Source organism: Kitasatospora sp. NPDC097605 (assembly GCF_040302725.1).
Lineage (GTDB): Bacteria > Actinomycetota > Actinomycetes > Streptomycetales > Streptomycetaceae > Kitasatospora.
Genome location: NZ_JBEOSF010000034.1, coordinates 58,300 through 84,118 on the forward strand (window position 1 = coordinate 58,300; position 25,819 = coordinate 84,118).

Genomic DNA, 25,819 nt, shown 5'->3' on the forward strand with positions numbered 1-25,819 from the left:
CGCCATCAGTAGTCACCACTCTTCGCCGCAGGTCCGTTGGGCCCGCCGGACCCGCCGTCCACGTTCTTCGCGACCGCGTTGACCGCCGTCGTCTGGTGCTCCTCGTTGCTGCCGTAGCTGCCCGCCGTCTGCGCGACCGCCTGGCTCATCTTGTCGATCTGGTCCGCGAACGCCTTCGAGAGCTGCGAGATCGCCGCATGGGTCCGGTCGTACGCGGCCATCAGGTCCGTGGACTCGTGGAAGCCGGTGCCGAGGTTGCCGGCGGTCAGCTTCTGTTCCTTGATCTTGTGCTGCGCCGCCTCCGAGCCCTCCAGCGAGGCCAGGAGCGCGTCGACCTTCTTCTTGAACGTGGTCAGCGTGTCGAGCTCGATCTTGACGTCCTGGGAGCCGAACGCCGCCACCAGCGCGGTGGCACTGACGTCGACCTGGACCTGGCCGACCACACGACCGACCCAACTGTTGTCGAGCGTCCACGGCTTCACCTCGCCGTTGGGGCCTTCCGCCCAGCCCGCGCCACCCGGTCCAGCCTCGCCTGCCACAGCAATCCACCTCTCCCCCGTGCACGGCGCGACCCGCAGGTCGCCGCACCGCGACGCACCGTCAACTACTCGGTCCTACAGCCTGTTCGAACCGACCGGACGGATTCGGGGTGTGGGCCCCGGGTCGTCCCGCCCGGCCGGACCGTCCACCCCTCGGGACGGACGGCGCCTCGTTCATCGTAGCCACCGCCTCCGTCGGACCGGCAGGGCCTATGGCCCGCCTGTACGCGATCGGTACGAACTTGACACGTGCGCCCCCGTCCCGTGGACGCCGTAGACTGGCCGGGTCCGGTGCTTCCGGACGCGACCTCATCTGCCGCGCAACGTCGCACAGCAGCGACTTCGGCCGCCTGCGCCCCGCCCCGCCGCCGGGCCCGGCGGCCCCGCCGCGGATCGGACGGTCCACGTGAGCCGCAATCCCGCCGTAGAGGCGCCCTGGTGGGCGCGGGCCGTACGTCCGGCGCGGCCGGTGGCGCCGGTCGCGCCGATGGTGCGGGCCGCGCTCGGCATGGCGGTGGCGCTGGCCGCCGGGGTGCTGGCGCACCGGGTGGACCTGGGGGTGTTCGCCGGGCTCGGCGCGATGCACGCCACCATGAACGACCGGGTCGAGCCGGCGCGGCTGCGGGCCCGACGGATCGTCACCGCCGTCTCCGCCTCGACGCTGGGGATGCTGGTGGGCGCCTGCCTCCAGCACGCGCGGGCCGACGCGCTCGCCCTGGGTGCGGCGCTCACCGTGACGGCGTTCGTCTCCGGGGCGCTGAGCGCGACCGGGCCGCGCGGCTCCGCGGCGGGACTGCTGCTGCTCGTCTCCGCCGCGCTCGGCAGCGGCATGCCGCTGCCGCACCCGTGGTGGGCGGCGGCCGCGATGGTGCCGGCGGGCGCCGTGCTGGTCCTGCTGCTCGGCCTGCCGCTGCCCGGCCGCCGGACGCCCGGCGCCGACCCCGCCACCCGGGCGCTCGCCGCCGCGTACGACGCGCTCGGCCGGATGCTCGCCGATCTCGGGACACCGCGCGGCGCGGCCTCCCGTCAAGTGCTGACCGCCCGTCTGAACCGGCTCCAGGACGTGCTCCCGCCGACCGGCAACGAGATGTACCGGGCCGCGCTGGCCGCGACCGAGGCCGCCACCGGCCTGCTCTGGGCCCGGCGGCCGGTGCCGCCCGGGGTCGCCGCCGTCCCCGGCCTGCTGGCCCGGGCGGTGGAGCGCGGCGGCGGCGAGGTGGCGGTACCCGACTGGGCGCCGGACACGCCGTCCCGGCAGGCCCTGGACGCGGCGCTGCGCGCGGCCGCCGGGACGGTGGCGGGCCGGGCGACGGAGCTCGGGACGGCGCCGCTCCCGCCGCCGGACCCGTGGCGGCTGCGGGTGCGGCTGGCGTCGCCCGGCGCGGCCCGGTACGGGGCGCGGCTCGCGCTGTGCATCGCGGTCGGCGCGGCGGTGACGGCCGCCCTGCCGCTGAGCAAGGGCTACTGGGTGCCGATGACGATCGCCTTCGTGCTGAAGCCTGACCTCGGTTCGGTGTTCCTGCGCGCGGTGAGCCGTGCGGTCGGCACGGTGCTGGGGGTGGCGGTGACGGCGGCGGTGCTGGCCCTGGCCGTCGACCCGTGCGCGCTGGTGGCGATCGCCGCGCTCTGCGTCGCCCTGCTGCCGTACGCGACGGCGGCGCACTACGGGCTGAACACCGTGGTGATGACGCCGATGGCGCTGGTCCTGCTGCAACTGGGCGGGCAGGACGGGGCGGCCGAGACCTGGCCGCGGGTCCTGGACACCACGCTGGCCAGCGCGGTCGTGCTGCTGTTCGGCTACCTGCTCTGGCCCGAGCGACCGCGGCACCGGATCGAGCCGCGGCTGGTGACCGCGACGACGGCGCTCAAGGCCTACCTGCGCTCGGTCGCGCAGCGGGACGATCCGCGCCCCGAGGCCGAGGTGTGGCTGCGCCGCACCGCCTACCGGGCGCTGGCCGACGCCCGCGCCGAGGTGGAGCAGGGGCTCGCCGAGCCGCCCCCGACCGGCCGGCTCGCCGCCGAGTGGCTGCCGGCCACCGCCGCCCTGGAGCGGCTGAGCGGTGCGGTGGCGGCGTTCGCGGCGCAGCGCCGGTACGGCGGGCGGGTGCCGGATCCGGTGGAGGTGGAGCGGGTCGGCCGGGCGCTCGACGAGCTGACGGCCTCGGCCCGCGCGCACCGTCCGCCGACCCGGGCGGCGGCGCGTCCGACCCGCCCGCACGACCCGGCGCGCAGTGCGCTGGGCCGTGCGGCGGACGAGCTGGACGCCCTGCTCACCGGCGGCCCCTGAGCGAACGGACGGCCCCTGAGCGAACCGGCGGCCCCTGAGCGAACGGACGGACCGGCCTCAGACCTGCTCGGCCAGCTCCAGCCAGCTCATCTCCAGCTCCTCCTTCTCGTCCCGGACGGCCCGCAGCTGCCCGTCCAGCTCGGCGACCTTGGAGAAGTCGGCGGCGTGCTCGGCGAGCTGGGCGTGCAGCTTGGACTCCTTCTCGTCCAGCTTGGCGATCTGCCGCTCCAGCTTCTGCATCTCCTTCTTGGCCGCCCGCAGGTCCCCGCCGGACAGCGCGGGCGCCCCGGCCTCCGCGCCGGCCGCCTGGGCGGAGGCACCGGAACCGGCGACCGCGGCCGAAGCGGCGGCGGCCGCGGCGGCGGCCATCGCGGTGCGCCGCTCCAGGTACTCGTCGACGCCGTTCGGCAGCATCCGCATCCGCCGGTCGCCGAGCAGCGCGTACGTCACGTCCGTGGTGCGCTCGATGAAGAAGCGGTCGTGGCTGATGACGACCATCGAGCCGGGCCAGCCGTCGAGGAGGTCCTCCAGCTGGTTGAGCGTCTCGATGTCGAGGTCGTTGGTGGGCTCGTCGAGGAACAGCACATTGGGCTCGTCCATCAGCAGCCGCAGCAGCTGGAGCCGGCGCCGCTCGCCGCCGGACAGGTCGCCGACCGGCGTCCACTGCTTGTCCTTGCCGAAGCCGAACTGCTCGCAGAGCTGGCCGGCGCTCATCTCCCGGCCCTTGCCGAGGTCGACCCGGGAGCGGACCTGCTCGACGGCCTGGAGCACCCGGGTGGCCGGGTCCAGCTCGGCGACCTCCTGGGAGAGGTACGCCAGCCGCACCGTCTTGCCGGCCTTGATGACGCCGGACGTGGGCTGGACATCGCCCTCCGAGGCGTAGGCGTCGCGCATCGCGCGCAGCAGCGAGGTCTTGCCGGCGCCGTTGACGCCGAGCAGGCCGATCCGGTCGCCGGGGCCGAGCTGCCAGGTGAGGTTCTCCAGCAGCAGCTTGGGACCGGCCTTGACCGTCACGCCCTCCAGGTCGAAGACCGTCCGCCCGAGGCGCGCGTTGGCGAACTTCATCAGCTCGCTCTTGTCGCGCGGCTCGGGGACGTCGGCGATCAGCGCGTTGGCGGCCTCGATGCGGTAGCGGGGCTTGGAGGTGCGGGCGGGGGCGCCGCGGCGCAGCCAGGCGAGCTCCTTGCGGGCGAGGTTCTGGCGCTTCTGCTCCTCGACGGCCTCGATCCGGGAGCGCTCGGCGCGCGCGAAGACGTAGTCGGAGTAGCCGCCCTCGTACTCGTGGACGGCGCCGTGCTGGACGTCCCACATCCGGGTGCAGACCTGGTCGAGGAACCAGCGGTCGTGGGTGACGCAGACCAGTCCGGAGCGGCGGTTCTGGAGGTGCCGGGCGAGCCAGGCGATGCCCTCGACGTCGAGGTGGTTGGTGGGCTCGTCGAGGACGATGAGGTCCGGCGAGCCCAGCAGCAGCTTGGCGAGCGCGATCCGGCGGCGCTCGCCGCCGGAGAGCGGGCCGATGACGGTGTCCAGGCCGTCGGGGAACCCGGGCAGGTCGAGGCCGCCGAAGAGGCCCTCGACGATGTCGCGGATGCGGGCGTCGCCGAGCCACTCGTGGTCGGCGCGGTCGGCGATGACCTCGTGCCGGATGGTGGCCGTCGGGTCCAGCGAGTCGTGCTGGGTGAGGACGGCCAGCTGGAGGCCGCCGGACCAGGTGATCCGGCCGCCGTCGGGCTCCTCCAGCTTGGCGAGCATCCGGATCAGGGTGGTCTTGCCGTCGCCGTTGCGTCCGACGACACCGATCCGGTCGCCCTCGCTGACGCCGAGGCTGACCCCGTCCAGAAGGGCCCGGGTGCCGTAGACCTTCGTGACGGACTCGATGGTGGCGAGGTTGACGGCCACGTGTGCTGCGCTCCTGGGTTCGACGGTCCGGGTTCGGGAGGAACCCGGAGTCTCCCAGCCTAGTGGGCCCGCCCGAGGTCCCCGCGCGTTGCGCCGACCGGCCGCCGCACCCGCTTACGCCTCGACGACCACGGCCGCCCCGGGCACCGGCCCGTGGGTGGCGTGCGCGGCCCGGCAGCTGCCGGAGGCGCGCAGCGCGGCGGCGACGGCCTCGGCGGCGTCCGCGTCCTTGGCCAGGAAGGCGCAGGTCGGCCCGGAGCCGGAGACCAGGGCCCCGAGCGCGCCGGCCTCGGTGCCGGCCCGGAGGGTGTCGGCGAGGGCCGGGCGCAGCGACAGGGCGGCCGGCTGGAGGTCGTTGGCCAGGGCGGCCGCCAGGGCGACGGGGTCGCCGTCGGCGAGGGCGGCGAGCAGCGCGGGGTCGGCGTCGGGGGTGGGGACCTCGGTGTCGCTGGAGCCGGTGCCGGCCTCCTCGCGCAGGCGGTCGCACTCGCGGAAGACGGCGGGGGTGGAGAGCCCGCCGTCGGCGACCGCGAAGACCCAGTGGAAGCCGCCGGTGACCGGCAGCGGCTCCAGGATCTCGCCCCGGCCGCGGCCCAGGGCGACGCCGCCGACCAGGGCGAACGGCACGTCCGAGCCGAGTTCGGCGGCCAGCTCCAGCAGCACGTCGGACGGCGTGCCGAGCCCCCACAGGGCGTCGCAGGCGACCAGCGCCGCCGCGCCGTCGGCGCTGCCGCCGGCCATCCCGCCGGCCACCGGGATGGCCTTGGCGATGTGCAGCCGGACGTCGGGCCCGGCGAGGCCGTGGCGGGCGGCGAGCAGCCGGGCGGCGCGGGCCGCGAGGTTGCTGTCGTCCAGCGGGACGGCGTCGGCGTCCGGTCCGGTGCAGCTGAGGGTGACGCCCGTGCCGGGCTCGCCCGCCGCGGCCGTCACCTCGTCGCCGAGGGCGACCGCGAAGAAGACGTTGGCCAGGTCGTGGAAGCCGTCGGCGCGCAGTCCGCCGACCCCGAGCTGGACGTTGACCTTGGCGGGTACGCGGACCGTGACGCTCACTGGAAGACCCTTACTCCGGCTTGTGCTCGGCGATGGCGGCGAACTGCTCGACGGTGAGCATCTCACCGCGCAGCTTGTGGTCGATCCCGGCGGCGGCGAGCGCCTGCTCGGCCCCGGCGGCGGAGCCGGCCCAGCCGGCCAGCGCGGCCCGCAGGGTCTTGCGGCGCTGGGCGAACGCGGCGTCGACGACCGCGAACACCTCCTCGCGGCTCGCGGTGGTCCTCGGCGGCTCGCGGCGGATCAGCGAGACCAGCCCGGAGTCGACGTTGGGGGCGGGCCAGAAGACGTTGCGGCCGATCGCCCCGGCCCGCTTCACGTCGGCGTACCAGTTGGCCTTGACCGAGGGGACGCCGTAGACCTTGTTGCCGGGCTTGGCGGCGAGCCGGTCGGCGACCTCGCTCTGCACCATGACCAGGGTGCGCTCGATGCTGGGGAAGGTGGCGAGCATGTGCAGCAGCACCGGCACGGCCACGTTGTACGGCAGGTTGGCGACCAGCGCGGTCGGCGCCGGCCCGGGCAGCTCGGTGACCAGCATGGCGTCGCTGAACACCAGGTCGAACGCGTCGGCCTTGGCCGGCATCCGGGCGGCGACGGTGTCCGGCAGGTGGCGCGCCAGCACCGGGTCGATCTCCACGGCGGTGACGTGCCGGGCGGTCTCCAGCAGCGCGAGCGTCAGCGACCCGAGGCCGGGCCCGACCTCGACCACCGCGTCCTGATCGGTCACCTCCGCGGCCCGGACGATCCGCCGCACGGTGTTGCCGTCGATGACGAAGTTCTGCCCGCGCTGCTTGGTCGGCTTCACGCCGAACGCGTCCGCCAGCGCCCGGATGTCCGCGGCGCCCAGCAGATGGGTGTCAGAGGTGGGGTCGGTGGTGCTCACCCGCCAAGGATACGGGCGCGCGGCCGGCGGGGCCGACGCCCGACCGGCCCGGTGCCCGACCGGCCCGGTGCCCGCCCGGGCCGGCGGCTCAGTACCCGAACGCCCGCGCCGTGTTCTCCGCGATGGCGGTGGCCAGCTCGTCCTCGGGCAGGCCCAGGGTGTCGGCCATCGAGCGCACCGTGACCGGGATGAGGTACGGGGCGTTGGGGCGGCCGCGGTAGGGGTGCGGGGTGAGGAAGGGGGCGTCGGTCTCGACCAGCACCCGGTCCAGCGGGGTGACGGCCAGGGCGTCGCGCAGCGGCTGGTTGGCCTTGAAGGTGACCGGGCCGGCGAAGGAGAGGTACCAGCCGTGCTCGGCGCAGACCTTGGCCATCCCGGCGTCGCCGGAGTAGCAGTGGAAGACGGTCCGCTCGGGGGCGCCCTCCTCCAGCAGGACGGCGATGACGTCCTCGTGGGCGTCCCGGTCGTGGATCACCAGCGCCTTGCCGTGCCGCTTGGCCATCGCGATGTGGCGGCGGAACGACTCCTTCTGGATCTCCACGCCCTCCGGGCCGGTGCGGAAGTAGTCGAGGCCGGTCTCGCCGACCGCGCGGACCTGCGGCAGCGCCGCGAGCGCGTCGATCTCGGCCAGCGCCGCGTCCAGCGCGGCCTGCCCGCCCGGCTCGCGCCGCTGCCCGGACCACCCGTCGGGGTCGCCGAGGAAGATCCGCGGCGCCTCGTTGGGGTGCAGGGCGACGGCGGCGTGCACCTGCTCGAACCGGGCCGCCAGATCGGCGGCCCAGCGCGAGCCCGGCACGTCGCAGCCGACCTGGACGACGGCGGTCACCCCGACCGAGGCGGCCTTGGCCAGGCCCTCCTCGGGGCTGCCGGACTGCATGTCCAGATGGGTGTGCGAGTCGGCGACCGCCACCGCCAGCGGGGCGGGCAGCGGCGGCGGGGTGGACCGGTCGTCGTCCTTCTTCGGCATCAGTCGTCCCTCTCCGGGCTCTCCGGGCTCTCCGGGCTCTCCGGCGTACGGTCGTCGCTCGCCGGCCTCAGGAGGCCGGCTTCTCCTCAAGGCGGGGGAAGAGGATCTCGCCCTTGGTCACGGTGGCACCGGCGGGCAGCCGGCCCCACCGCGCGGCCTCGGCGACGGTCTGCGCGGCGAGCGCGCCCAGGCTCTCGGCCGCGCCCAGCGAGGCCCAGAGCTTCTCGGCGGTGGCCGGCATCACCGGGTTGAGCAGCACGGCGGTGCCCCGCAGCGACTCGGCCGCGGTGTAGAGGATGGTGGCCAGCCGGGCCCGGCCCTCGGCCGAGTCGTCCTTGGCGACCTTCCACGGCTCCTGCTCGGTGAGGTAGCCGTTGACCTGCTTGACGAAGTCGAAGACCGCCGCAAGCCCGCCGGCGAAGTCCAGCTCCTCGCCGATCTTCCGGTCGGCGGTCGCGACCGCCGCCGCCAGGCCCTGCGCGACGGCCCGCTCGGCCTCGCCCGGCGCCGCCTCGGCCGGCAGCACGCCGTCGAAGTACTTGCCGACCATGGCCGCCACCCGGGAGGCGAGGTTGCCGAAGTCGTTGGCCAGCTCCGAGGTGTACCGGGCGGTGAAGTCCTCCCAGGAGAACGAGCCGTCGGTGCCGAACGGGATCGCCCGCAGGAAGTAGTAGCGGTACGCGTCCACGCCGAAGTGCGAGGTCAGGTCGGTGGGGGCGATGCCGGTCAGGTTGGACTTGGACATCTTCTCGCCGCCGACCATCAGCCAGCCGTTGGCGACGACCCGCTTCGGCAGCGGCAGGCCCGCCGCCATCAGCATCGCGGGCCAGATCACCGCGTGGAAGCGCAGGATGTCCTTGCCGACGAGGTGCACCGAGGCCGGCCACAGCTCGGCGAACCGCTCCGGGTCGGCGCCGTAGCCGGCCGCGGTGAGGTAGTTCTGCAGCGCGTCCACCCACACGTAGAGGACGTGCTTCTCGTCCCAGGGCAGCGGGACGCCCCAGTTGAAGGTGGAGCGGGAGATGGAGAGGTCCTGCAGGCCCTGCTCGACGAAGCGCAGCACCTCGTTGCGGGCCGACTCCGGGGCGATGAAGCCGGGGTTCTCGGCGTAGAACTCCAGCAGCTTCGGGCCGTACGCGGAGAGGCGGAAGAAGTAGTTCTCCTCCTCCAGCCACTCGACCGGCTTCTTGTGGATCGGGCAGAGCTTCTCGTCCGCGGTGGCGCCGTCGAGCAGCTCGGCGGGGAGCTTGTACTCCTCGCAGCCGACGCAGTAGGGGCCGGAGTAGCCGCCCTTGTAGATCTCGCCCTTGTCGTACAGGTCCTGGACGAACTCCTGCACCCGGGCGGTGTGCCGCTCCTGGGTGGTGCGGATGAAGTCGTCGTTGGCGATCTCCAGGTGCTGCCAGAGTGGCTTCCAGGCCTCCTCGACCAGCTTGTCGCACCACTCCTGCGGCGTGACGCCGTTGGCCTCGGCGGTGCGCAGGATCTTCTGACCGTGCTCGTCGGTGCCGGTCAGGTACCACACCTTCTCGCCGCGCTGGCGGTGCCAGCGGGTCAGCACGTCGCCCGCCACGGTGGTGTACGCGTGGCCGAGGTGGGGGCGGTCGTTGACGTAGTAGATCGGGGTGGTGACGTAGTACGCGGGGGTGGTGCCCCCGGTGGTGCTGTGCTCTGCAGTGGCGGCCATGGTCCGCAAGCTTAGTCGGGCCCGCGCCCGCCCCCCGACCGCGAGGTCCGGCGGCCCGGGGGTGTGCCCGGACCGCCGGACCGCCGTCGCGGCCCGCCCGCGGAACCCTCAGCCCCGCAGCCGGGCCCAGAACCGCGCCCAGCGCCCGCCCGAGGGCGCGGCCGGAACCGGCCGGGCCATCGCCGGCGCCCCGGCCGGCTCGGGGTGCCCCGCGAACCCGGGGGCGTGCTGCCAGGACTGGTCGGCGGCGCCCACCCGGCCCTCGCGCATGATCCGCACGGTGTGACCGCCACAGCCCGGGCAGGTCGGCTTCAGCAGCGGCGACGGCACCCGGACTCCGTTGGCGTGGTACTCGACGACGACGTGCCCGTCCCGGGCCACGTGGTGCTCGATGTCGTACGCCTGCTCCCAGCCGTACCCGCAGCTCAGGCACGCGAAGGAGTAGGCCTCCCGGACGGTCTCGGCGGGAGTGTGCGTCCGGCCGCTCGGGCCGGTGCCGCTCGGGCCGGGGTCGCTCAGGGCGTTGCCACCGCGGGGGCTACCGATCGTCTCGCTCATAGCCGTCTCCCAGCGCCCGCCGGGCGCTCGCCCGGCTGGGTCTTTCCATCCCAGGAAATGCCCGGAACACCCCGGGCGATGCCCGTCTTGTGAAGACTTGGAGGCAGGTTGGGAATCCCTATACGAAAGGGTGGGTCCTGTCCGGGAACCTCGACCGAAGCTTCAGCTCGACGGGTGTTTAACCCGGGGCCTTCTCTCCACGGTACGCGCCCGCGCGCGCTGCGGCACATCGTCGGCGAACAGTGCGTACCCGCAGCTCAGCGGCTTGTCGCGGGCACTTCAGGACGGTTCGCCGGCCGCCCTGCCGGGGGCGGACGCGGCCGCGTTCTTGGCCGCCACGACCGCGTCGAACACCTCCCGCTTGGGCACCGAAAGTTCGGACGCGACCGCCGCGATCGCCTCCTTGCGGCGCTCGCCGGCCTCCTCCCGCACGGCCACCAGCCGGGCCAGCTCGGCCAGGGTCAGCTCCTGCGGCGCGGCCGGCGGCGCGCCCGCCACGACCACGGTGATCTCGCCCTTGACGCCCTCGGCCGCCCAGGCCGCCAGCTCGCCGATCGGCCCGCGCCTGACCTCCTCGTAGGTCTTGGTCAGCTCGCGGCAGACCGCCGCGGGCCGCTCGGGGCCGAACGCCTCCGCCATCGCGGCGAGCGCCTCGGCGATCCGGTGCGGGGCCTCGAAGAACACCATGGTGCGCGGCTCGGCGGCGATCGAGGCCAGCTGCCGGGCCCGGTCGCCGCTCTTGCGCGGCAGGAAGCCCTCGAAGGTGAACCGGTCGACCGGCAGCCCGGACAGCGCCAGCGCGGTGAGCACCGCGGACGGCCCGGGCACCGCGGTCACCTTGACGTCGGCGGCGACCGCGGCGGCCACCAGCCGGTAGCCGGGGTCGGAGACGGACGGCATCCCGGCGTCGGTCACCAGCAGCACCCGGGCACCGCCGAGCAGCGCCTCGACCAGCTCGGGGGTGCGCCCGACCTCGTTGCCCTCGAAGTAGGAGACCACCCGCCCGGCCGGGGTCACCCCGAGCGCCTGGGTGAGCCGGCGCAGCCGCCGGGTGTCCTCCGCCGCGATGACGTCCGCCGCCGCCAGCTCGGTGAGCAGCCGGGGCGGGGCGTCCGCGACGTCGCCGATGGGGGTGCCTGCCAGTACGAGTACTCCTGTCACGGACCCCATCCTTCCAGTAACCGGCCGCCGGGCGCTTTTGGTGACGATTCGGGCAGCTTCGGAGGGAGCCGCCGCAGGGTCACGATGCGCCCCTACGATGTGGCGGATGAACGGCGACACGGCGGCGCAGACGCCCACTGGTACAGACCACACCGCGCGGGGTGACGTCGGCGTGCCGGTCCTGACGGACCAGCCGTCACCCGTCCTGCCCGGCCCCCGCGACCCGGACGGCCACGGCGCCCCCGGCGACGCGCCCGCGGACCCCGGCGGCGACGGCTCCATATCCGCGCCGCCGCGCCCCGCCTGGCTGCGCGGCCTGGCCCGCTTCGGCTACACGCCGGCGCCGGCCGCGACCCTGGCCGAGCGCCTGGTCCCGCCGATGCCGGACGGCCCGGGCGTCACCCCGAAGCGGGTGCCGCCCTCCCCGCTGCTGCTCCGGCTGGGCCTCGCCCTGCCGGAGCCGCTCTGGTCCTGGCTGGTCCGCTGGTCCGGCTGGCTCGGCCCGCTCGCGGTGGCGCTGTTCGCCGGGGTGCTGCGGTTCAGCGACCTCGGCTCGCCGAACGCGATCATCTTCGACGAGACGTACTACGCCAAGGACGCCTACGCGCTCTGGCACGGCGGCTACGAGATCAGCTGGCCGGACGGCGCCAACGAGCGGATCATGGCGGGCGACCCGGTCCCGTACCGGACCAACCCCTCGTACGTGGTGCACCCGCCGGTCGGCAAGTGGATCATCGGCGCCGGCATCCAGCTGTTCGGGATGAACCCCTTCGGCTGGCGCTTCGCGGTGGCCCTGCTCGGCACCCTCTCGGTGCTGATGGTGGCCCGGATCGCCCGCCGGCTCTTCCGCTCGACCCTGCTGGGCTGCGTGGCGGGCCTGCTGCTCGCGGTGGACGGCCTGCACTTCGTGATGAGCCGCTCCGCGCTGCTGGACCTGGTGGTGATGTTCTGGATCCTCGCCGCCTTCGGCTGCCTGCTGCTGGACCGCGACCGCACCAGGGCCCGGATCGCCGCCCGGCTGGAGGAGCGCGGCGGCGGGCCGGACCCGGAGTTCGCCCGCCGGATGAACCTGGGCTGGCGCCCGTACCGGATCGCGGCCGGCGTCTGCGTCGGCCTGACCTGCGCGACCAAGTGGAGCGGCCTGTACGTGGCGGCCGCCTTCGGCCTGCTGACCGTGCTGTGGGACGTCGGCTCGCGCCGGCTGGCCGGCGCCGACCGCCCCTACCTGTGGACGCTGGCCCGGGACGCGGTGCCCGCCTTCGTCTCGATCGTGGTGACCTCGGTGGTCGTCTACATCACCTCCTGGTGGGGCTGGTTCGCCAGCAGCACCGTGCCGAACCAGGGCGGCTACGGCCGTGACTGGGCGGTCGGCCGCTCCACCGACTACCCGTGGATCCCGGAGGGCCTGCGCGCGCTCTGGCACTATCACTCGACGGTCTACGACTTCCACACCCACCTGAGCGACCCGCACACCTACCAGTCGAATCCGTGGAGCTGGCTGGTGCTGGGCCGGCCGGTGTCCTTCTTCTACGAGTCCCCGAAGCAGGGGACGGCCGGCTGCACGGTGAACGAGTGCGCCCGCGAGGTGCTGGGCATCGGCACCCCGCTGCTCTGGTGGACCGGGGTGATCGCCCTGGTCTACTGCCTGTGGCGGTGGGCGGCCCGGCGCGACTGGCGGGCCGGCGCGGTGCTCTGCGGCCTGGCCGCCGGCTACCTGCCGTGGTTCGCCTACCAGCAGCGGACCATCTTCCTCTTCTACGCGGTCTGCTTCGTGCCGTTCCTGGTGCTCGCGGTGACCATGCTGGTGGGCGCCCTCATCGGGCCCCCCGGGGCCTCCCGGGACCGGCGGATCATCGGCGCCGCGGCGGGCGGCCTGGTGGTCCTGCTGATCATGTGGAACTTCCTCTTCTTCCACCCCCTGTACACCGGGGAGACGATCCCGATGGAGGACTGGCGCCGGCGGATGTGGTTCAACACCTGGATCTGACGGCCGCCGCCACGGGGCGGCGAAGCGTACCGGAGTGGTGTGCGGCACGTACCAGAACCGTCACAAGACCCGGTCCCTTCGTCGGTGCACGGAGCCCGGCTGCCTAGGCTGGGCTCCGAACGCGCATCCGGCCACCCTCCGGCTGCGGCCCGATCGCCTGACCCTTGGGGGAACCTCACCATGCGCAATGGCGCGAAGACCGGCATCATCACCGGCGTGGCCGTCGCCATGCTCGCCGCCGGCGGCTACGGGGCGTACAGCCTCGTCGGCGGCGGGGACGACAAGGACGCCCCGGCCGCCAAGAAGCAGCGCACGGTGGTCGCCGAGCCGCCGAGCGCGGAGCAGGCCGCGGCCGGGGCCAAGGCGTTCCTGGAGGCCTGGGCGGCCGGCGACATCGCCAAGGCGGCCTCGCTGACCGACGACGCGGCGGCCGCGACCACCGCGCTGAGCGCGTTCCGGGACCAGGTGAAGCCGAGCGGGCTCACCCTGGCCCCGTCCGGCCCGGCCACCCCGGCGGCCTTCGCCTCGGCGACCGGTACCCCCTCCCCCGCCAAGACCACGGCCCCCGCCACCACCCCCGCCACCCCGGGCGACGCCACCACCGACCCCGCGGCCGCCACCGCCTCCGCCGCCCCGACCGGGACGCTGATGGGCTTCAAGGCCCGCGCCGAGTTCGAGGGCACCAACCGGGTCTGGGACTACAACGGCTTCCTCGGCGTCGTGAAGATGAGCGACGACACCCCGGCCGTGCACTGGGCCCCCTCGGTGATCCACCCGCACCTGGCCGCGGGCGAGACGATCTCCGTCCAGCCGCTGCCCCCGCTGGCCGGCAACGTGGTGGACCGCAACAACAAGGCGCTGAACAGCCCCTCGATCACCCCGCTGATCCCCACCCTGCAGGCCAAGGTCGCCAAGCTGCTCGCGGACCAGAACAAGGACCAGAGTGACAACGGCACCGGCGTGGTGATCACCAACCCGGCCGACCAGAACAGCGTCCCCGACCGCCTGTTCACCATCGTCGACCCCAAGCCCCCGAAGCCGTTCAAGCTGACCATCGACGCCAACCTGCAGGCCGCCGCCGAGAAGGCGATGACCGACCTGGGCGGCAAGAAGGGCTCGATCGTCGCCATCGAGCCGAGCACCGGCCAGGTCCTGGCCTTCGCCAACGCGCCGGTGACCGGTCTGAACCGGGCCTTCCAGGGCCAGCTCGCCCCGGGCTCCACGCTGAAGATCCTCACCTCCACCGCCCTGCTGGAGGCCGGGATCAACCCGGACACCCCGGTGCCCTGCCCGACCCTGAGCAGCAACCCGAAGAAGATCCCGAACTCGTTCCCCGACCCGTACCCGAACAACACCCTCCAGCAGGACTTCATGATCTCCTGCAACACCGCCTTCATCGACCAGGGCCTGACCAGCCTCAAGCCGGGCGCGCTGACCACCACCGCCAAGGACGTCTACGGCATCGGCCTGAACTGGCAGACCGGCCTGCCCAGCTTCGACGCCGTGGTGCCGGACGCCGGCACCAACAAGGACGAGCAGGCCATGCAGTCGATCGGCCAGGGCAAGGTCCAGATGAACCCGCTGGCCATCGCCTCGATCACGGCCACCGTGCAGAGCGGCTCCTTCAAGCAGCCGGTCCTGGTCGCCGAGCTGCCGCAGCAGAAGGCCGCCCGCGACATGACCCCCGATGTCGCCGGCAAGCTGCGCCAGATGATGGCCGCCACCGCCACCGGCGGCACCGCCCAGGGCGTGATGGCCGGGATCACCGACAACGCGGGCGCCAAGACCGGCTCCGCCGAGGCCACCGGCATCGCCACCACCAACAGCTGGTTCACCGCCTACCGGGGCAACCTCGCGGTCGCCGCCGAGGTCGAGGGCGGCGGCCACGGCGTGGACGCCGCCGGCCCCGCCGTCGCCTCGATCATCAAGACCGCCGGCAACCGCTGAGAGGCAGCTGCTCGCCGCTCACCCGGATCCCGCTCGGGGCGGGGTCGCCCGCTCGCCTCCGGAGCCCGTCCTACCGTCTCGGCAGGGCGGGCTCCGCGTGTGCCAGCAGGCAGGCCGACGGAACGGGCGGGCGGGAGCTCCACCGCCGGGCCGCCAGCCGGGGCCAGATCACCAGCACGGCCGGCAGCGCCAGATAGCCGAACCGCCCGGCCGGCGCCAGCATGAAGGCGATCGCCAGCCCGGCGGCCAGCAGGTCGGCGGCGGCGATCGCGGAGACCGGCGGCCGGGCCAGCAGCCAGACCGTCACCCCGAGCCCGCCGACGGTGAGCAGCACCAGCGAGGCGATGTGCCCGGTGGGCCCGAACCCGGCCAGCACCTTGCCGGGCAGCGGGCTGCCGGCCGGCGTCTGGATCGCGGTCAGTCCGAGCGGGAAGCGCACCACCTGCTCGCGCAGCTCCTCGGCCCGCGCCAGGGCGTACGGCACCAGGACGGCCGACGCCGCGCCGAGCGCGGTCAGCCCGGCCCGGGCGGCCGGGCGCCGTCCGTAGAGCCGCCAGAGCAGCAGCACGGCCACCGGCAGCGCCGGCCAGACCGTCCACTTCAGGATCCCGGCCAGCGCCAGCACCAGCCCGGCGGCGACGGTCCGGTCGCGTTCGGCCAGCGCCATGGCCAGGCAGCAGAGCCCGATCAGCGGCAGGTCCACCCCGCCGCCGACCAGCGCCAGCGCGACCAGCGGCGAGGCGGTGAGCACGGCCAGCGGCAGCAGCGGCGCGCGGTCCCGGGTGGGCCGCAGCAGCCGCCAGCTCGCCAGCAGGCAGGCGACGAAGGCCAGCGCGAACCAGATCCGGGCGTCCCCGGCCAGCCGCGCGAAGGTGTTCCCCTCACCGAGGAGGGCGCGCGGCACCCCGAACAGCGACATCGCCGGCAGGTACGGGTTGTAGTCGGTGACCACCACCGGATGCGGCAGGTAGGGGCTGCCGGTGCTGAACAGCAGGTGCGCGGAGCGCTCGACCACCATCACCTCGGACTGGTGGCGGCCCTGCAGCACCAGGGCCACCAGCGGCACCAGTACGGCGCCCAGCAGGGCGGCCGCCGCCCCGGCCCGGGCGGCGAGACGGCGCGGCAGGACCACGCAGAGCAGCCCGGCGAGCAGATAGGCGGGGGCGGCGAGGGTCCCCCACAGGCGCTGGTTGGGCAGGTCGGAGACCAGCGGGAAGCCGGCCGCCCAGCCGGCGGCGGCCAGACAGCCGAGCAGCTGGACGCCGCGGTGCGCGGCGAGGCCGCCCGGGTCCAGCCGGTCGGCGGGGAGCGGCGGGCGGCTCCCGCTCCGCTGGCGGGGGAACGGCCGACGGGCCGGACCGCCGCGCAGCCGGGCGCGCCGGGGGGCCGGAACGGTGGCGGGAGCGGTGGGGGCGACAGCGGGGGAAGCAGCGGAGGGAAGCGCCGCGGGAACGCCCGGGGCGGAGGTCGTCGGGGTCGCGCCCCGGCCGGTGAAGCGGCCGCGCGGGCGGGAGTGGCCGGGCGTGCGGGTGCTCACCATGGTGGAAGGTTATGGCCGGGGGCGGTGCGCTGTCGCCATGTCGGCGGAGCGAGTGTCCGCCGGAACGGACGGGGCCGCCCGGGGGTGCGGTCCCCCGGGCGGCCCCGTCGACGGCGCACCGCCGCTCAGCCGACCTTGGTGCCGGCGTCGGCCTGCCGGTCCGCCCGCTCCAGCTTGGAGTGGTTGATGCTGTAGCCGAAGTACACCGCCACCGCGAGCACCAGGGCGATCCCGCCGGCCGCGAAGGTGTCCGCGTGCAGGCCCCTGATCAGGTAGGCGCAGAAGCCGACGCTGAGCAGCGGGACGACCGGGTAGCCCGGCACCTTGAAGCCGCGCGGCAGGTCGGGCTGGGTGCGGCGCAGCACGATCACGCCGATCGAGACCACCGAGAAGGCGATCAGGGTGCCCAGGCTGGTGATGTCGGCCAGCACCCGCAGCGGGACGAAGGCCGCCAGCGTGCCGACCCCGAGGCCGACCACGATGGTGTTCCAGACCGGGGTGCCGGAGCGCGGCGAGAGCTCGGCGAAGCGCTTGGGCAGCATGCCGTCGCGGCCCATCGAGTACAGGATGCGGGTCTGGCCGTAGATGACCACCAGGGTGATCGAGAAGATCGAGACGATCGCGCCGACCGCGAAGAGCATGGCCGGCCAGCTCTCCCCGGTGATGTCCTGGAGGATCTGGGCGAGGCCGGCCTCCTGGCCCTCGAACTTCTGCCAGGGCTGGGCGCCGATGCCGGCCAGGGCCACCAGGATGTACAGCAGGGTGACCACCACCAGCGAGATGATGATCGCCATCGGCAGGGTGCGCCGGGGGTTCTTGACCTCCTCACCGGCGGTGGACACGGCGTCCAGGCCGATGAAGGAGAAGAAGATGCTGGACGCGGCGACCTGGACGCCGCCGATGCCCAGCGGCATGAACGGGGTCAGGTTGCCGGACTTGAAGCCGGTCAGCGCGACGCAGACGAAGAGCACCAGGATGAGGAGCTTGATGGCCACCATGGCCGCGTTAACCTTGACCGACTCGCTGACGCCGCGGATCAGCAGGAAGCAGACCATGGCGACCAGCAGCAGCGCCGGCAGGTTGAACCAGTGGCCCCCGCCGGGCGCGCCGGTGAGCGCCTCGGGGAGCTGGAACCCGAAGGCCAGGTCGAAGAACTTGTTGAGGTACTCGGCCCAGCTGACCGCGATGGCGGAGGCGGAGACGCCGTACTCCATCAGCAGGCAGATGCCGACGGCGAAGGCGACGCCCTCGCCGAGGGTGGCGTAGGCGTAGGAGTACGAGGACCCGGAGACCGGGATCGCGGAGGCCATCTCGGCGTAGCAGAGCGCGGTGAGGCCGGCGGTGACCGCGGCGATCACGAACGACAGGATGACGGCCGGTCCTGCCGACGGCACGGCGCTGGTCAGCACGAAGAAGATGCCGGTGCCGATGGTGGCGCCGATGCCGATCGCGGACAGCTGCCACAGGCCGATCGAGCGGCGCAGGTGGATGCCGGAACGTCCGCCCTCCTCGGGCGCACCGGCGGGCAGGCCCTCGCGGCCCTCGCTCTCGGCGATCAGGGTGATGACGGGCTTGCGCCTCAGGAGGCGCGAGCCGAGCGTGTTGCTGGCCAAAACGGGGGTCTTTCTGGGCGGGAGAGGGTGTGGAGCGGCCGGTCACTCGACGCGCCCACGGGTGCCATCGGGGACCAACCGAACAAAGATGGGCAGTACCCCGCGAAAACACCAGTGTCGCAAACGAACAGTCCCGTCGCGCGCATTGTACGAACCGTCGCATCGGCATGCACAAACCGGACACTTCGCAGACGGCGGATCTCTTCCCGACCGGCTAACACGGCAGGTCAGAGCCGCCTGTAAGGGGCTCATCCGGCCAGCACCGCCTGCATCACCGCGCGGGCGACCGGGGCCGCCAGCCCGCCGCCCGTCACCTCCGCCGCGTCGCTGTCCGCGATCACCACGGCGACCGCCACCGGCGGCACCGCGTCCGGGCCGGCCGGACCGGCCCAGCCGATGAACCAGGCGTACGGCGTCCCGCTGTTGTCCACCCCGTGCTCGGCGGTGCCGGTCTTCCCGCCGACCACCGCGCCGGCGATCCGGGCGGCGCGGCCGGTGCCGTTCTCCACCGCGTCGATCATCAGCCGCCGCACCTGGGCGGCGGTGCCCGGGCTCATCGCCTGCCGGAACACCTCGGGCCGCATCGACTGGACGGTGGCGCCGTCGCTCCCGGTCAAGCCGTCCACAAGCTGTGGACGCATCACCGTCCCGTTGTTGGCCGCCCCCGCCGCGACCATCGCCATCACCAGCGGGGTGGCGGCGGTGTCGTACTGGCCGATCGAGGAGAGCGCCAGCTGCGCCTCGTCCATCCGGGTGTCGAAGACCGAGCGGGCCGCCCGCACCGGGGTGTCCAGCCGGGGCTCGTTGAAGCCGAACGCCTCCGCCGTCGCCACCATCCGCGCCAGGCCCACCCGGACCCCGAGGTAGCCGAGCACGCTGTTGCAGCTGAGCGTCATCGCGGTGTCCAGCGACTGGCCGGGCTCGTCGCAGGCCGGACTGTCGTTGACCAGCGGCACGGTGGTGCCCGGCAGGACGTACGGGTACGGGGCGTCGGTCGGCGCCTCGATGTCGACGACCACGCCGCTCTCCAGCGCCGCCGCCGCGGTGACCACCTTGAAGGCCGAGCCGGGCGGGTACGTCTGGCGCAGCGCCCGGTTGAGCATCGGCTGGTCGGCGTCGGCCTGCAGCCGGTTCCAGGCCTCCTGGTCCGCCGGGGAGGTCCCGGCGAAGCTCCCGGGGTCGTAGGTGGGGGTGGAGGCCAGCGCCAGGATCCGGCCGGTGGCCGGTTCGATCGCGACGACCGCGCCCCGCTGCCGGCCGAGGCCGCGCACCGCCGCCTCCTGGGCGGCCCGGTCGACGGTGGTGCGGACGTTCCCGCCGGGGCTGCGCCGCCGGGCCACCGCGTCCCACACCGCGAAGTCCGCCAGCCGGCCGTCGGTGCCGGAGAGCAGCGCGTCCTCGGTGCCCTCCAGCTGGGTGTTGCCGTAGGTCTGCGAGGAGTAGCCGGTGACCGCGGCGAACAGCGGCCCGTCGGTGTAGGTGCGCTTGTAGTCGAACCGCCCGCCGGTGGCCTCGGAGCCGGTGACCGTCTCGCCGCCCACCAGGATGTCTCCGCGCGGCTGGGAGTAGCGCTCGATGACCGGCCGCTGGTTGGCGCCGTTGTGGTTCAGCTCCTCGGCCCGGAACACCTGCACCCGGGTCGCCTGGGCGCAGAGCGCCACGATCAGCAGCAGGCAGAAGGTACCGGCCCGGCGCCCGGTGAGGGAGATCCCCGCCGGCCCCCGCGGCCCGCCGCCCGGCCGCCCGCCCGCGCGCCGCCGGCTCACCGCACCGCCCCGGAGACCGGCCGCCGGGCGAGATCGCTCATCCGCACCAGCAGCGCGACGATGATCCAGTTGGTCACCACCGAGGAGCCTCCCTGGGCCACGAACGGCAGGGTCATCCCGGTCAGCGGGATGAGGGCCAGCACCCCGCCGGCCACCACGAACACCTGGAGGCCGACCAGCGCCGCCAGCCCGATCGCCAGCAGCCGGCCGAACGGGTCGCGCAGCGCGATCCCGGTCCTGAACCCCCGCGAGACCAGCAGCGCGTACAGCAGGAGGACCGCGATCAGCCCGGTCAGCCCGAGCTCCTCGCCGATGGTGGCGAGGATGAAGTCCGACTTGGCGGCGAAGCCGATCAGCGCCGAGTGCCCGTTGCCCAGCCCGGCGCCCAGCTCGCCGCCCCAGGCGAAGGCGAACAGCGACTGGGCGATCTGGTTGGCCCCGTGCCCGTCGGCGATCGAGCCGAGCGGGTCCAGCCAGTCCTCGACCCGGCTGTGCACGTGCGGCGAGAGCCACCCCACCCCGACCGCCGCCACCGCGGCCAGGAACAGCCCGATGACGATCCAGCCGGTCCGCGCGGTGGCCACGTACAGCATCACCACGAAGAGGCCGAAGAACAGCAGCGAGGTGCCGAGGTCGGTCTCCAGCACCAGCACCCCGACGAAGGCCGCCCAGATCACCAGCACCGGCGCGAGCACCCGCCCCGGCGGCAGCCGGAACCGCCACACCCGCCGCCCGGTGAGCGCCAGCGCGTCCCGGTGCACCGCCAGGTAGGCGGCGAAGAACACCGCCAGCAGCACCTTGGCGAACTCCCCCGGCTGGAGCGAGAACGGGCCGACGGTGATCCAGATCCGCGAGCCGTACACCGGCGGGAAGAAGATCGGCAGCACCAGCAGGACGAGGGCCGCCAGCGCGCCGATGTGGGCGTACCGCTGCAGCCGCTTGTGGTCCCGCAGCAGGAGCAGCACCAGGATGAACAGGCCCACCCCGAGGGCGGACCAGAGCAGCTGGGCGGGCGCCGCGTTCCCCGGGGTGGCCCGGTCGAGCCGGTAGATGACGACCAGTCCGACGCCGTTCAGCAGCAGGGCGATCGGCAGCGGAAGCGGGTCCGCGTACGGCGCCTTCCAGCGGACCGTGCCGTGCGCCGCCAGCGCGAGCACGCCGAGCGCGGCCCCGTACCGGCCCGCGTCGGCGGGCACCGTGCCGTCGATCCGCAGGCCCACCGCGGCGTAGCCGAGCACCGCGATCAGCACGGCGGCCAGGACCAGCGCGAGTTCGGTGTCGCGCCGGGTCGGCGGGGTCCGGCGCGGCCGGCCGGCGGTTCTCGTCACGGCGGGGGGTGTCGCCACGGACCGTCCAGGAAGTCGGGGCTGCGGGGCGTCGCGGGTGACGACCGGGGCGGACGGGCGGTGGCCCGTCCGCCCCGGCGTGAGCGGCTCGTTCTTCCGGCGGGAACCGGGGTCGGGCCGGGGTGTGTCAGGCGGAGGCCGGGGCGGCGTGCGCCCGGGCGGCCTCGACGGTCGCCTTCAGCTCGGCCTCGGCGGCGGCGGAGAGCGAGGTCTGGATGATCTGGCCGCCGTAGCGGGCCAGCGCCGGGACCACCTTGTCCGCGGTGGCCGTGCGGACCAGCAGGAACACCGCGGCGGTACCGGGCTGGAGGTGCTGGCCGACCTGGCGCATGAAGTCGTCGTCCACCCCGATGTCGGTGGTGGCGCCGACCGCGGCCCCGGCCGCGCCGCCGACCGCCGCGCCGAGGAACGGCATGAAGAACAGCAGGCCGATCACCCCGCCCCAGACGGCGCCCGAGGCGGCCCCGGCCCCGGTGGTGCTGACCTGCTGGTGCAGCTTGATCTTCCCGTCCTCGCGGCGCTCGACGACGACCGCGTCCTCCAGCTCGATCAGCCGCTGCTTCTGCAGCCCCACCGCCTCGTTGCGCACCGTCTGGGCGGTGGCCAGATCCGGATAGGCGATCGCGAAGAGGTTGCTCACGTACGGGTCCTTCCCCTGAAGCGGACGTACCGGCCGGGGCGGGCGCCGGTCCGGCGCCCTCTCCCCGCTCGTCACCCTAACGAGCAAATCCCTATCAATCGACTTTTCACCCGGTGTGTCCCCTATTGCCCGACGCTCCGTCGGCACCGGCCCGCGCGACCGGCGCACCCCCGGGCACCCTGGCGCACCGCGACCCCGATCACCCACCGGCGTCCATGAGTTCGCGCCGGAGCCCTGCCCGTTCGCGCACCATCGCGCGTTGGCCACGGCGAACTGATGCTCCCTAGGATCGGCGGGTGAATACCGGACGACGACCGAAGGCCAGGCTCGGCAGCCTGCTGGCCGCCCTGGCGATAACGGGCGGGGCGCTGCTCAGCGGCCTGCCCGCCCATGCCGACGAACCATCAGCCGGCAGCGCCGGCAAGGAAGCCCCCCGGGTCGACCTCGTCCTGGACGTCAGCGGCTCCATGCGGGCCACCGACATCCAGGGCAAGAGCCGCATCGCGGTGGCCCAGCAGTCCCTGAACGACGTCATCGACGCCCTGCCGTCGGAGACCGAGTTCGGCATCCGCACCCTGGGCGCCACCTACGACGGCAACGACAAGGCCCAGGGCTGCCTGGACACCAAGCAGCTCTTCCCGGTCGGGAAGACCAACAAGGTCGAGGCGAAGACCGCCGTCGCCACCCTGCGCCCGACCGGCTGGACCCCGATCGGCCTGGCCCTGCGCGGCGCCGCCGAGGACCTCGGCAAGGGCGAGACCACCCGCCGGGTGGTGCTGATCACCGACGGCGAGGACTCCTGCGCCCCGCCCGACCCCTGCGACGTGGCCCGTGAGCTGGCCTCCCAGGGCATCCACCTGGTGGTCGACACCCTGGGCCTGGCGCACGACGACAAGACCCGCCAGCAGCTGCTCTGCATCGCCAACGCCACCGGCGGCACCTACACCGACGTGCGCACCCAGGAGCAGCTCACCGAGAAGGTCAAGCAGCTGGTCGACCGCTCCAACGACACCTACGCGGTGGCGCCGGTCAAGACCGCCGGCACCGACAAGTGCGAGTCCGCCCCGGTGCTCGCCCCCGGCGTCTACAGCGACCGCGAGAAGTTCTCCGAGCACCGCGCCTACCGCGTCCCGGTGAAGGCCGGCCAGGAGCTGCGCGCCTCGGTCAGCGTCGCGCTGGACCGCGCGGTGGCCCGTGACTACGGCGTCCTGCTGCAGGCCACCAGCACCGCCGGCCAGGAGCTGGTCCGCGGCACCGACGCCGGCAGCGGCCGCACCGACGTCGTCTCCACCGGCCTGCGCTGGTCCGCCGACGCCTCCAAGGGCTACGCCACCGCGACCGCGACCGCGTCCGCCTCGCCGAGCGGCAAGCCGGAGACCGTCGTCTGCCTGGTGGTCTCCAACTCGCTGGCCGCGCAGCCCGGCGTCGCGGCCGACCCCGGCCTGCCGCTGGAGCTGACGGTCGACCTGACCGCCGCCTCCCCCGCCCCCGACGGCCCGGCGATGGGCCTGGGCCGCGGCTGGATCCTGCTGCTCGTGCTGACCCTGGCCGGCCTGGTGACCGGCCTGCTGTTCGGCTGGATCGCGCGCTGGCGCATCGCTGTCTGGCAGGAGAACTGACCATGCGTACGTCCTTCCTCCGCACCGCCGCGGCGGCGCTGGCCCTGCTCCCGGCGCTCGCCCTGACGGCCCCGGCCGCCACCGCCGCCTCGCCCTCGCCGAGCGCGAGCGGCACCCCGGCCCCGGCCAACAAGGCCGGCACCTCCTTCCTGACCGCCGTCAACCTGGCCCCCGGCCAGGACGCCGCGGTCGCCGTCTCCACCGGTGACTACCTCTACTGGGCGTTCGGCGCCGCCGAGGGCCAGACCGCCACGGTGGACCTGACGGTCACCCTGGCCCCGTCCGCCGACCGGCACGGCCCGCAGACCTGGAGCGTCGAGGTGTTCGACGGGCTGCGCCGCCGGCAGTCCTGCACCGCCGGCACCCAGAACGCGACCGCCGAGCAGGCCACCGGCTCGCTGGCGCTCAACTGCACCCTGCGCGAGGTCCGCTCCTGGGCCGAGCCGTGGTCCGGCGACCCGCTGCCGGGCAGCTACTACGTCCGGCTCTCGGTCGCCGACGCCCCGCAGCCCGACCTCGGCCTGGCCGCCTCGGTGAAACTGACCGTGGACGCGAAGGGCGACGCCGACAACGCCCAGCCGGAGGGCGGCGAGCTCAAGGCCCCGCTGGTCCCGCCGGCCGGCGGCGGCGCCGCGACCGCCAAGGCGGCGGCCCCGGAAGAGCCCGAGGAGCACTGGTACACCGGCTGGTTCTCCGGCTGGAACAGCCGCTGGTTCTGGACCCTGGCCGGCGGTGTCCTGGCCGCCCTGGCGGGCGTCGCGGGCTACACCCTCACCCGGCACCCGCGCGGCCGCCGTCCGGCCCACTACGGCGCCGTCCCGCCGCAGTCCGGCGCCCCGCAGCCCGGCCCGTACGCGGGCTCCGGCCAGCCCTGACCCGCCCGACCCCGAGGGCCGGCCCGGAGACCCCTCCGGACCGGCCCTCGGCCGTTCCCGCAGGTGATCCGTCTCACACGACCCCCGAAGCACCCCCGCGCCACCCGGCCTGACCCCCCGTCGGCCGACGCACCCCCACAACGCGGAAGTCCCGCCCGATCAACCGATCGGGCGGGACTTCCGTTGGGTGGAGCTGAGGGGATTCGAACCCCTGACCCCCTCGATGCGAACGAGGTGCGCTACCGGACTGCGCCACAGCCCCAACGAGAAGAAACTCTAGCACCTTTCGGAGGGGGTCCGTGACCACCCCCCTGGTGAGGGCCCCGGAGGCGGACCCCGGGAAGCGAAGAGGCCCCCGGGGAGGGGACCTCGAAGCTACTCGTTGGCGGCGCGGGGGCGGGGTTCCGGAGCGGGCGGCTCGGCGTACTGGTCGAACAGCGGGGTCTTCCGGGACTCGGCCGGGCGCCCGGCGGTCCAGGTGCCGGGGGCCGAGAGGTCGAGCCCGCGGTTGACCCGGGGGGCCACCGGGGCCGTCACGTAGGTCGGCAGCGGGACGGGCACCGGCTCCCAGGAGTCCGGGCCGGCCGCGCCGCGCTCCCGCATGCCGTCGACCCACTCCTCGTGCTCGGTGGCCTCCGCCACGGCCGAGGCCGAGACGGCGGCGGCGGCGCCCTCGGAGGCCGCCCGGGCCGCGTCGGCCTCGGTGGCGAGCCGCAGGTGCGGGCGGCCGCGCCCGGCGGGCGCCTCGGCCACCGGTTCGGCGGGCGCCGGGGCGGGGTCGGCGGCGGCCTTCTCCCGGCCGGCCTCGGCACGCTGCTGCTCGCGCTTGCGCAGCCGCTCGGCGGCCTGGGCGGCGCGGACCCGGTCCAGCTTCACCGCGTACCGCTGGCGCTCCAGCCGGCGCAGGTGGCCGATGTAGAGGGTGAGCAGGAGCGCCGGGAGCGCGGGCACCCAGAGGAAGGCCAGCCCGGCCACCGCCGCGACCACCGCGCCCAGCGCGAAGGCCAGGAAGAGGACGGTGACCATCCGGCGCCGGCGGGCCAGCAGCCGCGCCCGGCGCTCGCCGCCACCGCCCTCGCGCCCCGGCCGCGCCTCGGCCCGGACCGCCGGGCGGGGGGCCGCCGGGCCGTCCGCGGGGTCGTCGGCCGGGCCACCGGGGGTGGCCGCGGGGTCGTCGGAGGCGGCCGCGTCCCGCTCGGGGGGGCCGTCCTCGGTCTGCTCGTCGTCACGCGGTTCGTCGCCCAGGGCCCGGGACGCCCGCCGCTCCAGCGCCGAACGCCCGGCCAGCAGGCGGATGGCGGTGCTGAAGCGTTCCGTCGGGCGCGCCTCGTTGAGCTCGTCCTGCCTGCGGAGCCACATCGGCACCAGATAGGCGGCCCAGGCCCCTACGATGACGGCGTAGATAAGGCCGCTACTGCTCACGAATCACACCGTACGGGCGTGGAGGAAGGGCCGGTA

19 protein-coding genes and 1 tRNA gene are annotated in these 25,819 nt (G+C 74.4%); 5 read left to right on the forward strand and 15 right to left on the reverse strand.

The window, feature by feature from the left end:
- Positions 1 to 5 precede the first annotated feature (5 nt).
- Positions 6 to 539 carry a DUF2563 family protein gene (locus ABTX81_RS29680; protein ID WP_350551811.1) on the reverse strand — a complete coding sequence of 178 codons (534 nt, stop codon included), beginning with the start codon at positions 537 to 539 and terminating at the stop codon, positions 6 to 8.
- A gap of 406 nt (positions 540 to 945) precedes the next feature.
- Between ABTX81_RS29680 and ABTX81_RS29685 the strand changes: the two genes are divergently transcribed.
- Entirely contained in the window at positions 946 to 2,826 is a 1,881-nt protein-coding gene (locus ABTX81_RS29685) for an FUSC family protein (protein WP_350551814.1), read from the forward strand.
- A gap of 57 nt (positions 2,827 to 2,883) precedes the next feature.
- Here the strand turns inward: ABTX81_RS29685 and ABTX81_RS29690 are convergent, their stop codons facing one another.
- From ABTX81_RS29690 to rsmI, 7 genes are all read right to left on the reverse strand, one after another.
- Complete coding sequence (locus ABTX81_RS29690) at positions 2,884 to 4,725, reverse strand: ABC-F family ATP-binding cassette domain-containing protein (RefSeq protein WP_350551816.1); 1,842 nt, start codon at positions 4,723 to 4,725, stop codon at positions 2,884 to 2,886.
- 114 nt (positions 4,726 to 4,839) lie between these two features.
- Positions 4,840 to 5,775 carry a 4-(cytidine 5'-diphospho)-2-C-methyl-D-erythritol kinase gene (locus ABTX81_RS29695; protein WP_350551818.1) on the reverse strand — a complete coding sequence of 312 codons (936 nt, stop codon included), beginning with the start codon at positions 5,773 to 5,775 and terminating at the stop codon, positions 4,840 to 4,842.
- A 10-nt stretch (positions 5,776 to 5,785) separates the two neighbouring features.
- Entirely contained in the window at positions 5,786 to 6,655 is an 870-nt protein-coding gene (gene rsmA / locus ABTX81_RS29700) for a 16S rRNA (adenine(1518)-N(6)/adenine(1519)-N(6))-dimethyltransferase RsmA (protein WP_350551820.1), read from the reverse strand.
- An 88-nt stretch (positions 6,656 to 6,743) separates the two neighbouring features.
- A complete protein-coding gene (locus tag ABTX81_RS29705; protein WP_350551822.1) occupies positions 6,744 to 7,622 on the reverse strand; it encodes a TatD family hydrolase in 879 nt (292 codons plus the stop codon).
- Between the two features lie 67 nt (positions 7,623 to 7,689).
- Entirely contained in the window at positions 7,690 to 9,309 is a 1,620-nt protein-coding gene (gene metG, locus ABTX81_RS29710; protein ID WP_350551824.1) for a methionine--tRNA ligase, read from the reverse strand.
- 108 nt (positions 9,310 to 9,417) lie between these two features.
- Entirely contained in the window at positions 9,418 to 9,867 is a 450-nt protein-coding gene (locus ABTX81_RS29715) for a hypothetical protein (protein ID WP_350551827.1), read from the reverse strand.
- 279 nt (positions 9,868 to 10,146) lie between these two features.
- Positions 10,147 to 11,028, reverse strand: coding sequence for a 16S rRNA (cytidine(1402)-2'-O)-methyltransferase (gene rsmI, locus ABTX81_RS29720; RefSeq protein ID WP_350551830.1), 882 nt, complete (start codon positions 11,026 to 11,028; stop codon positions 10,147 to 10,149).
- A gap of 106 nt (positions 11,029 to 11,134) precedes the next feature.
- Here rsmI and ABTX81_RS29725 point away from each other — a divergent pair, with 106 nt between their 5' ends.
- A complete protein-coding gene (locus ABTX81_RS29725; protein ID WP_350551833.1) occupies positions 11,135 to 13,015 on the forward strand; it encodes a dolichyl-phosphate-mannose--protein mannosyltransferase in 1,881 nt (626 codons plus the stop codon).
- Between the two features lie 180 nt (positions 13,016 to 13,195).
- Positions 13,196 to 14,962 carry a penicillin-binding transpeptidase domain-containing protein gene (locus tag ABTX81_RS29730; protein ID WP_350551836.1) on the forward strand — a complete coding sequence of 589 codons (1,767 nt, stop codon included), beginning with the start codon at positions 13,196 to 13,198 and terminating at the stop codon, positions 14,960 to 14,962.
- Positions 14,963 to 15,032: 70 nt separating this feature from the next.
- Here ABTX81_RS29730 and ABTX81_RS29735 read toward each other — a convergent pair whose 3' ends face one another.
- From ABTX81_RS29735 to ABTX81_RS29755, 5 genes are all read right to left on the reverse strand, one after another.
- The gene (locus ABTX81_RS29735) at positions 15,033 to 16,502 is read right to left on the reverse strand and encodes a glycosyltransferase 87 family protein (protein ID WP_350551839.1); all 1,470 of its coding nucleotides are present in this window, start codon (positions 16,500 to 16,502) and stop codon (positions 15,033 to 15,035) included.
- Between the two features lie 125 nt (positions 16,503 to 16,627).
- Positions 16,628 to 18,115, reverse strand: a complete 1,488-nt coding sequence (locus tag ABTX81_RS29740) for an amino acid permease (RefSeq protein WP_350551841.1) — start codon at positions 18,113 to 18,115, stop codon at positions 16,628 to 16,630.
- 248 nt (positions 18,116 to 18,363) lie between these two features.
- Complete coding sequence (locus ABTX81_RS29745) at positions 18,364 to 19,824, reverse strand: penicillin-binding transpeptidase domain-containing protein (protein ID WP_350551892.1); 1,461 nt, start codon at positions 19,822 to 19,824, stop codon at positions 18,364 to 18,366.
- A gap of 53 nt (positions 19,825 to 19,877) precedes the next feature.
- Complete coding sequence (locus ABTX81_RS29750) at positions 19,878 to 21,209, reverse strand: FtsW/RodA/SpoVE family cell cycle protein (RefSeq protein ID WP_350551844.1); 1,332 nt, start codon at positions 21,207 to 21,209, stop codon at positions 19,878 to 19,880.
- Positions 21,210 to 21,354: 145 nt separating this feature from the next.
- Positions 21,355 to 21,867, reverse strand: a complete 513-nt coding sequence (locus ABTX81_RS29755; protein ID WP_350551847.1) for a DUF1269 domain-containing protein — start codon at positions 21,865 to 21,867, stop codon at positions 21,355 to 21,357.
- 296 nt (positions 21,868 to 22,163) lie between these two features.
- On the opposite strand from ABTX81_RS29755, the gene ABTX81_RS29760 reads away from it, so the two are divergent.
- Complete coding sequence (locus ABTX81_RS29760) at positions 22,164 to 23,486, forward strand: VWA domain-containing protein (RefSeq protein ID WP_350551849.1); 1,323 nt, start codon at positions 22,164 to 22,166, stop codon at positions 23,484 to 23,486.
- Positions 23,487 to 23,488: 2 nt separating this feature from the next.
- Positions 23,489 to 24,361, forward strand: a complete 873-nt coding sequence (locus tag ABTX81_RS29765) for a peptidase (RefSeq protein WP_350551852.1) — start codon at positions 23,489 to 23,491, stop codon at positions 24,359 to 24,361.
- Positions 24,362 to 24,549: 188 nt separating this feature from the next.
- On the opposite strand, the gene ABTX81_RS29770 is transcribed toward ABTX81_RS29765, so the two are convergent.
- Together ABTX81_RS29770 and sepX are read right to left on the reverse strand one after the other, a co-directional pair.
- Positions 24,550 to 24,623, reverse strand: a tRNA-Ala gene (locus tag ABTX81_RS29770).
- Between the two features lie 113 nt (positions 24,624 to 24,736).
- On the reverse strand, positions 24,737 to 25,783 hold the full coding sequence (gene sepX / locus ABTX81_RS29775) for a divisome protein SepX/GlpR (protein WP_350551854.1): 1,047 nt from the start codon (positions 25,781 to 25,783) through the stop codon (positions 24,737 to 24,739).
- Positions 25,784 to 25,819: the final 36 nt, after the last annotated feature.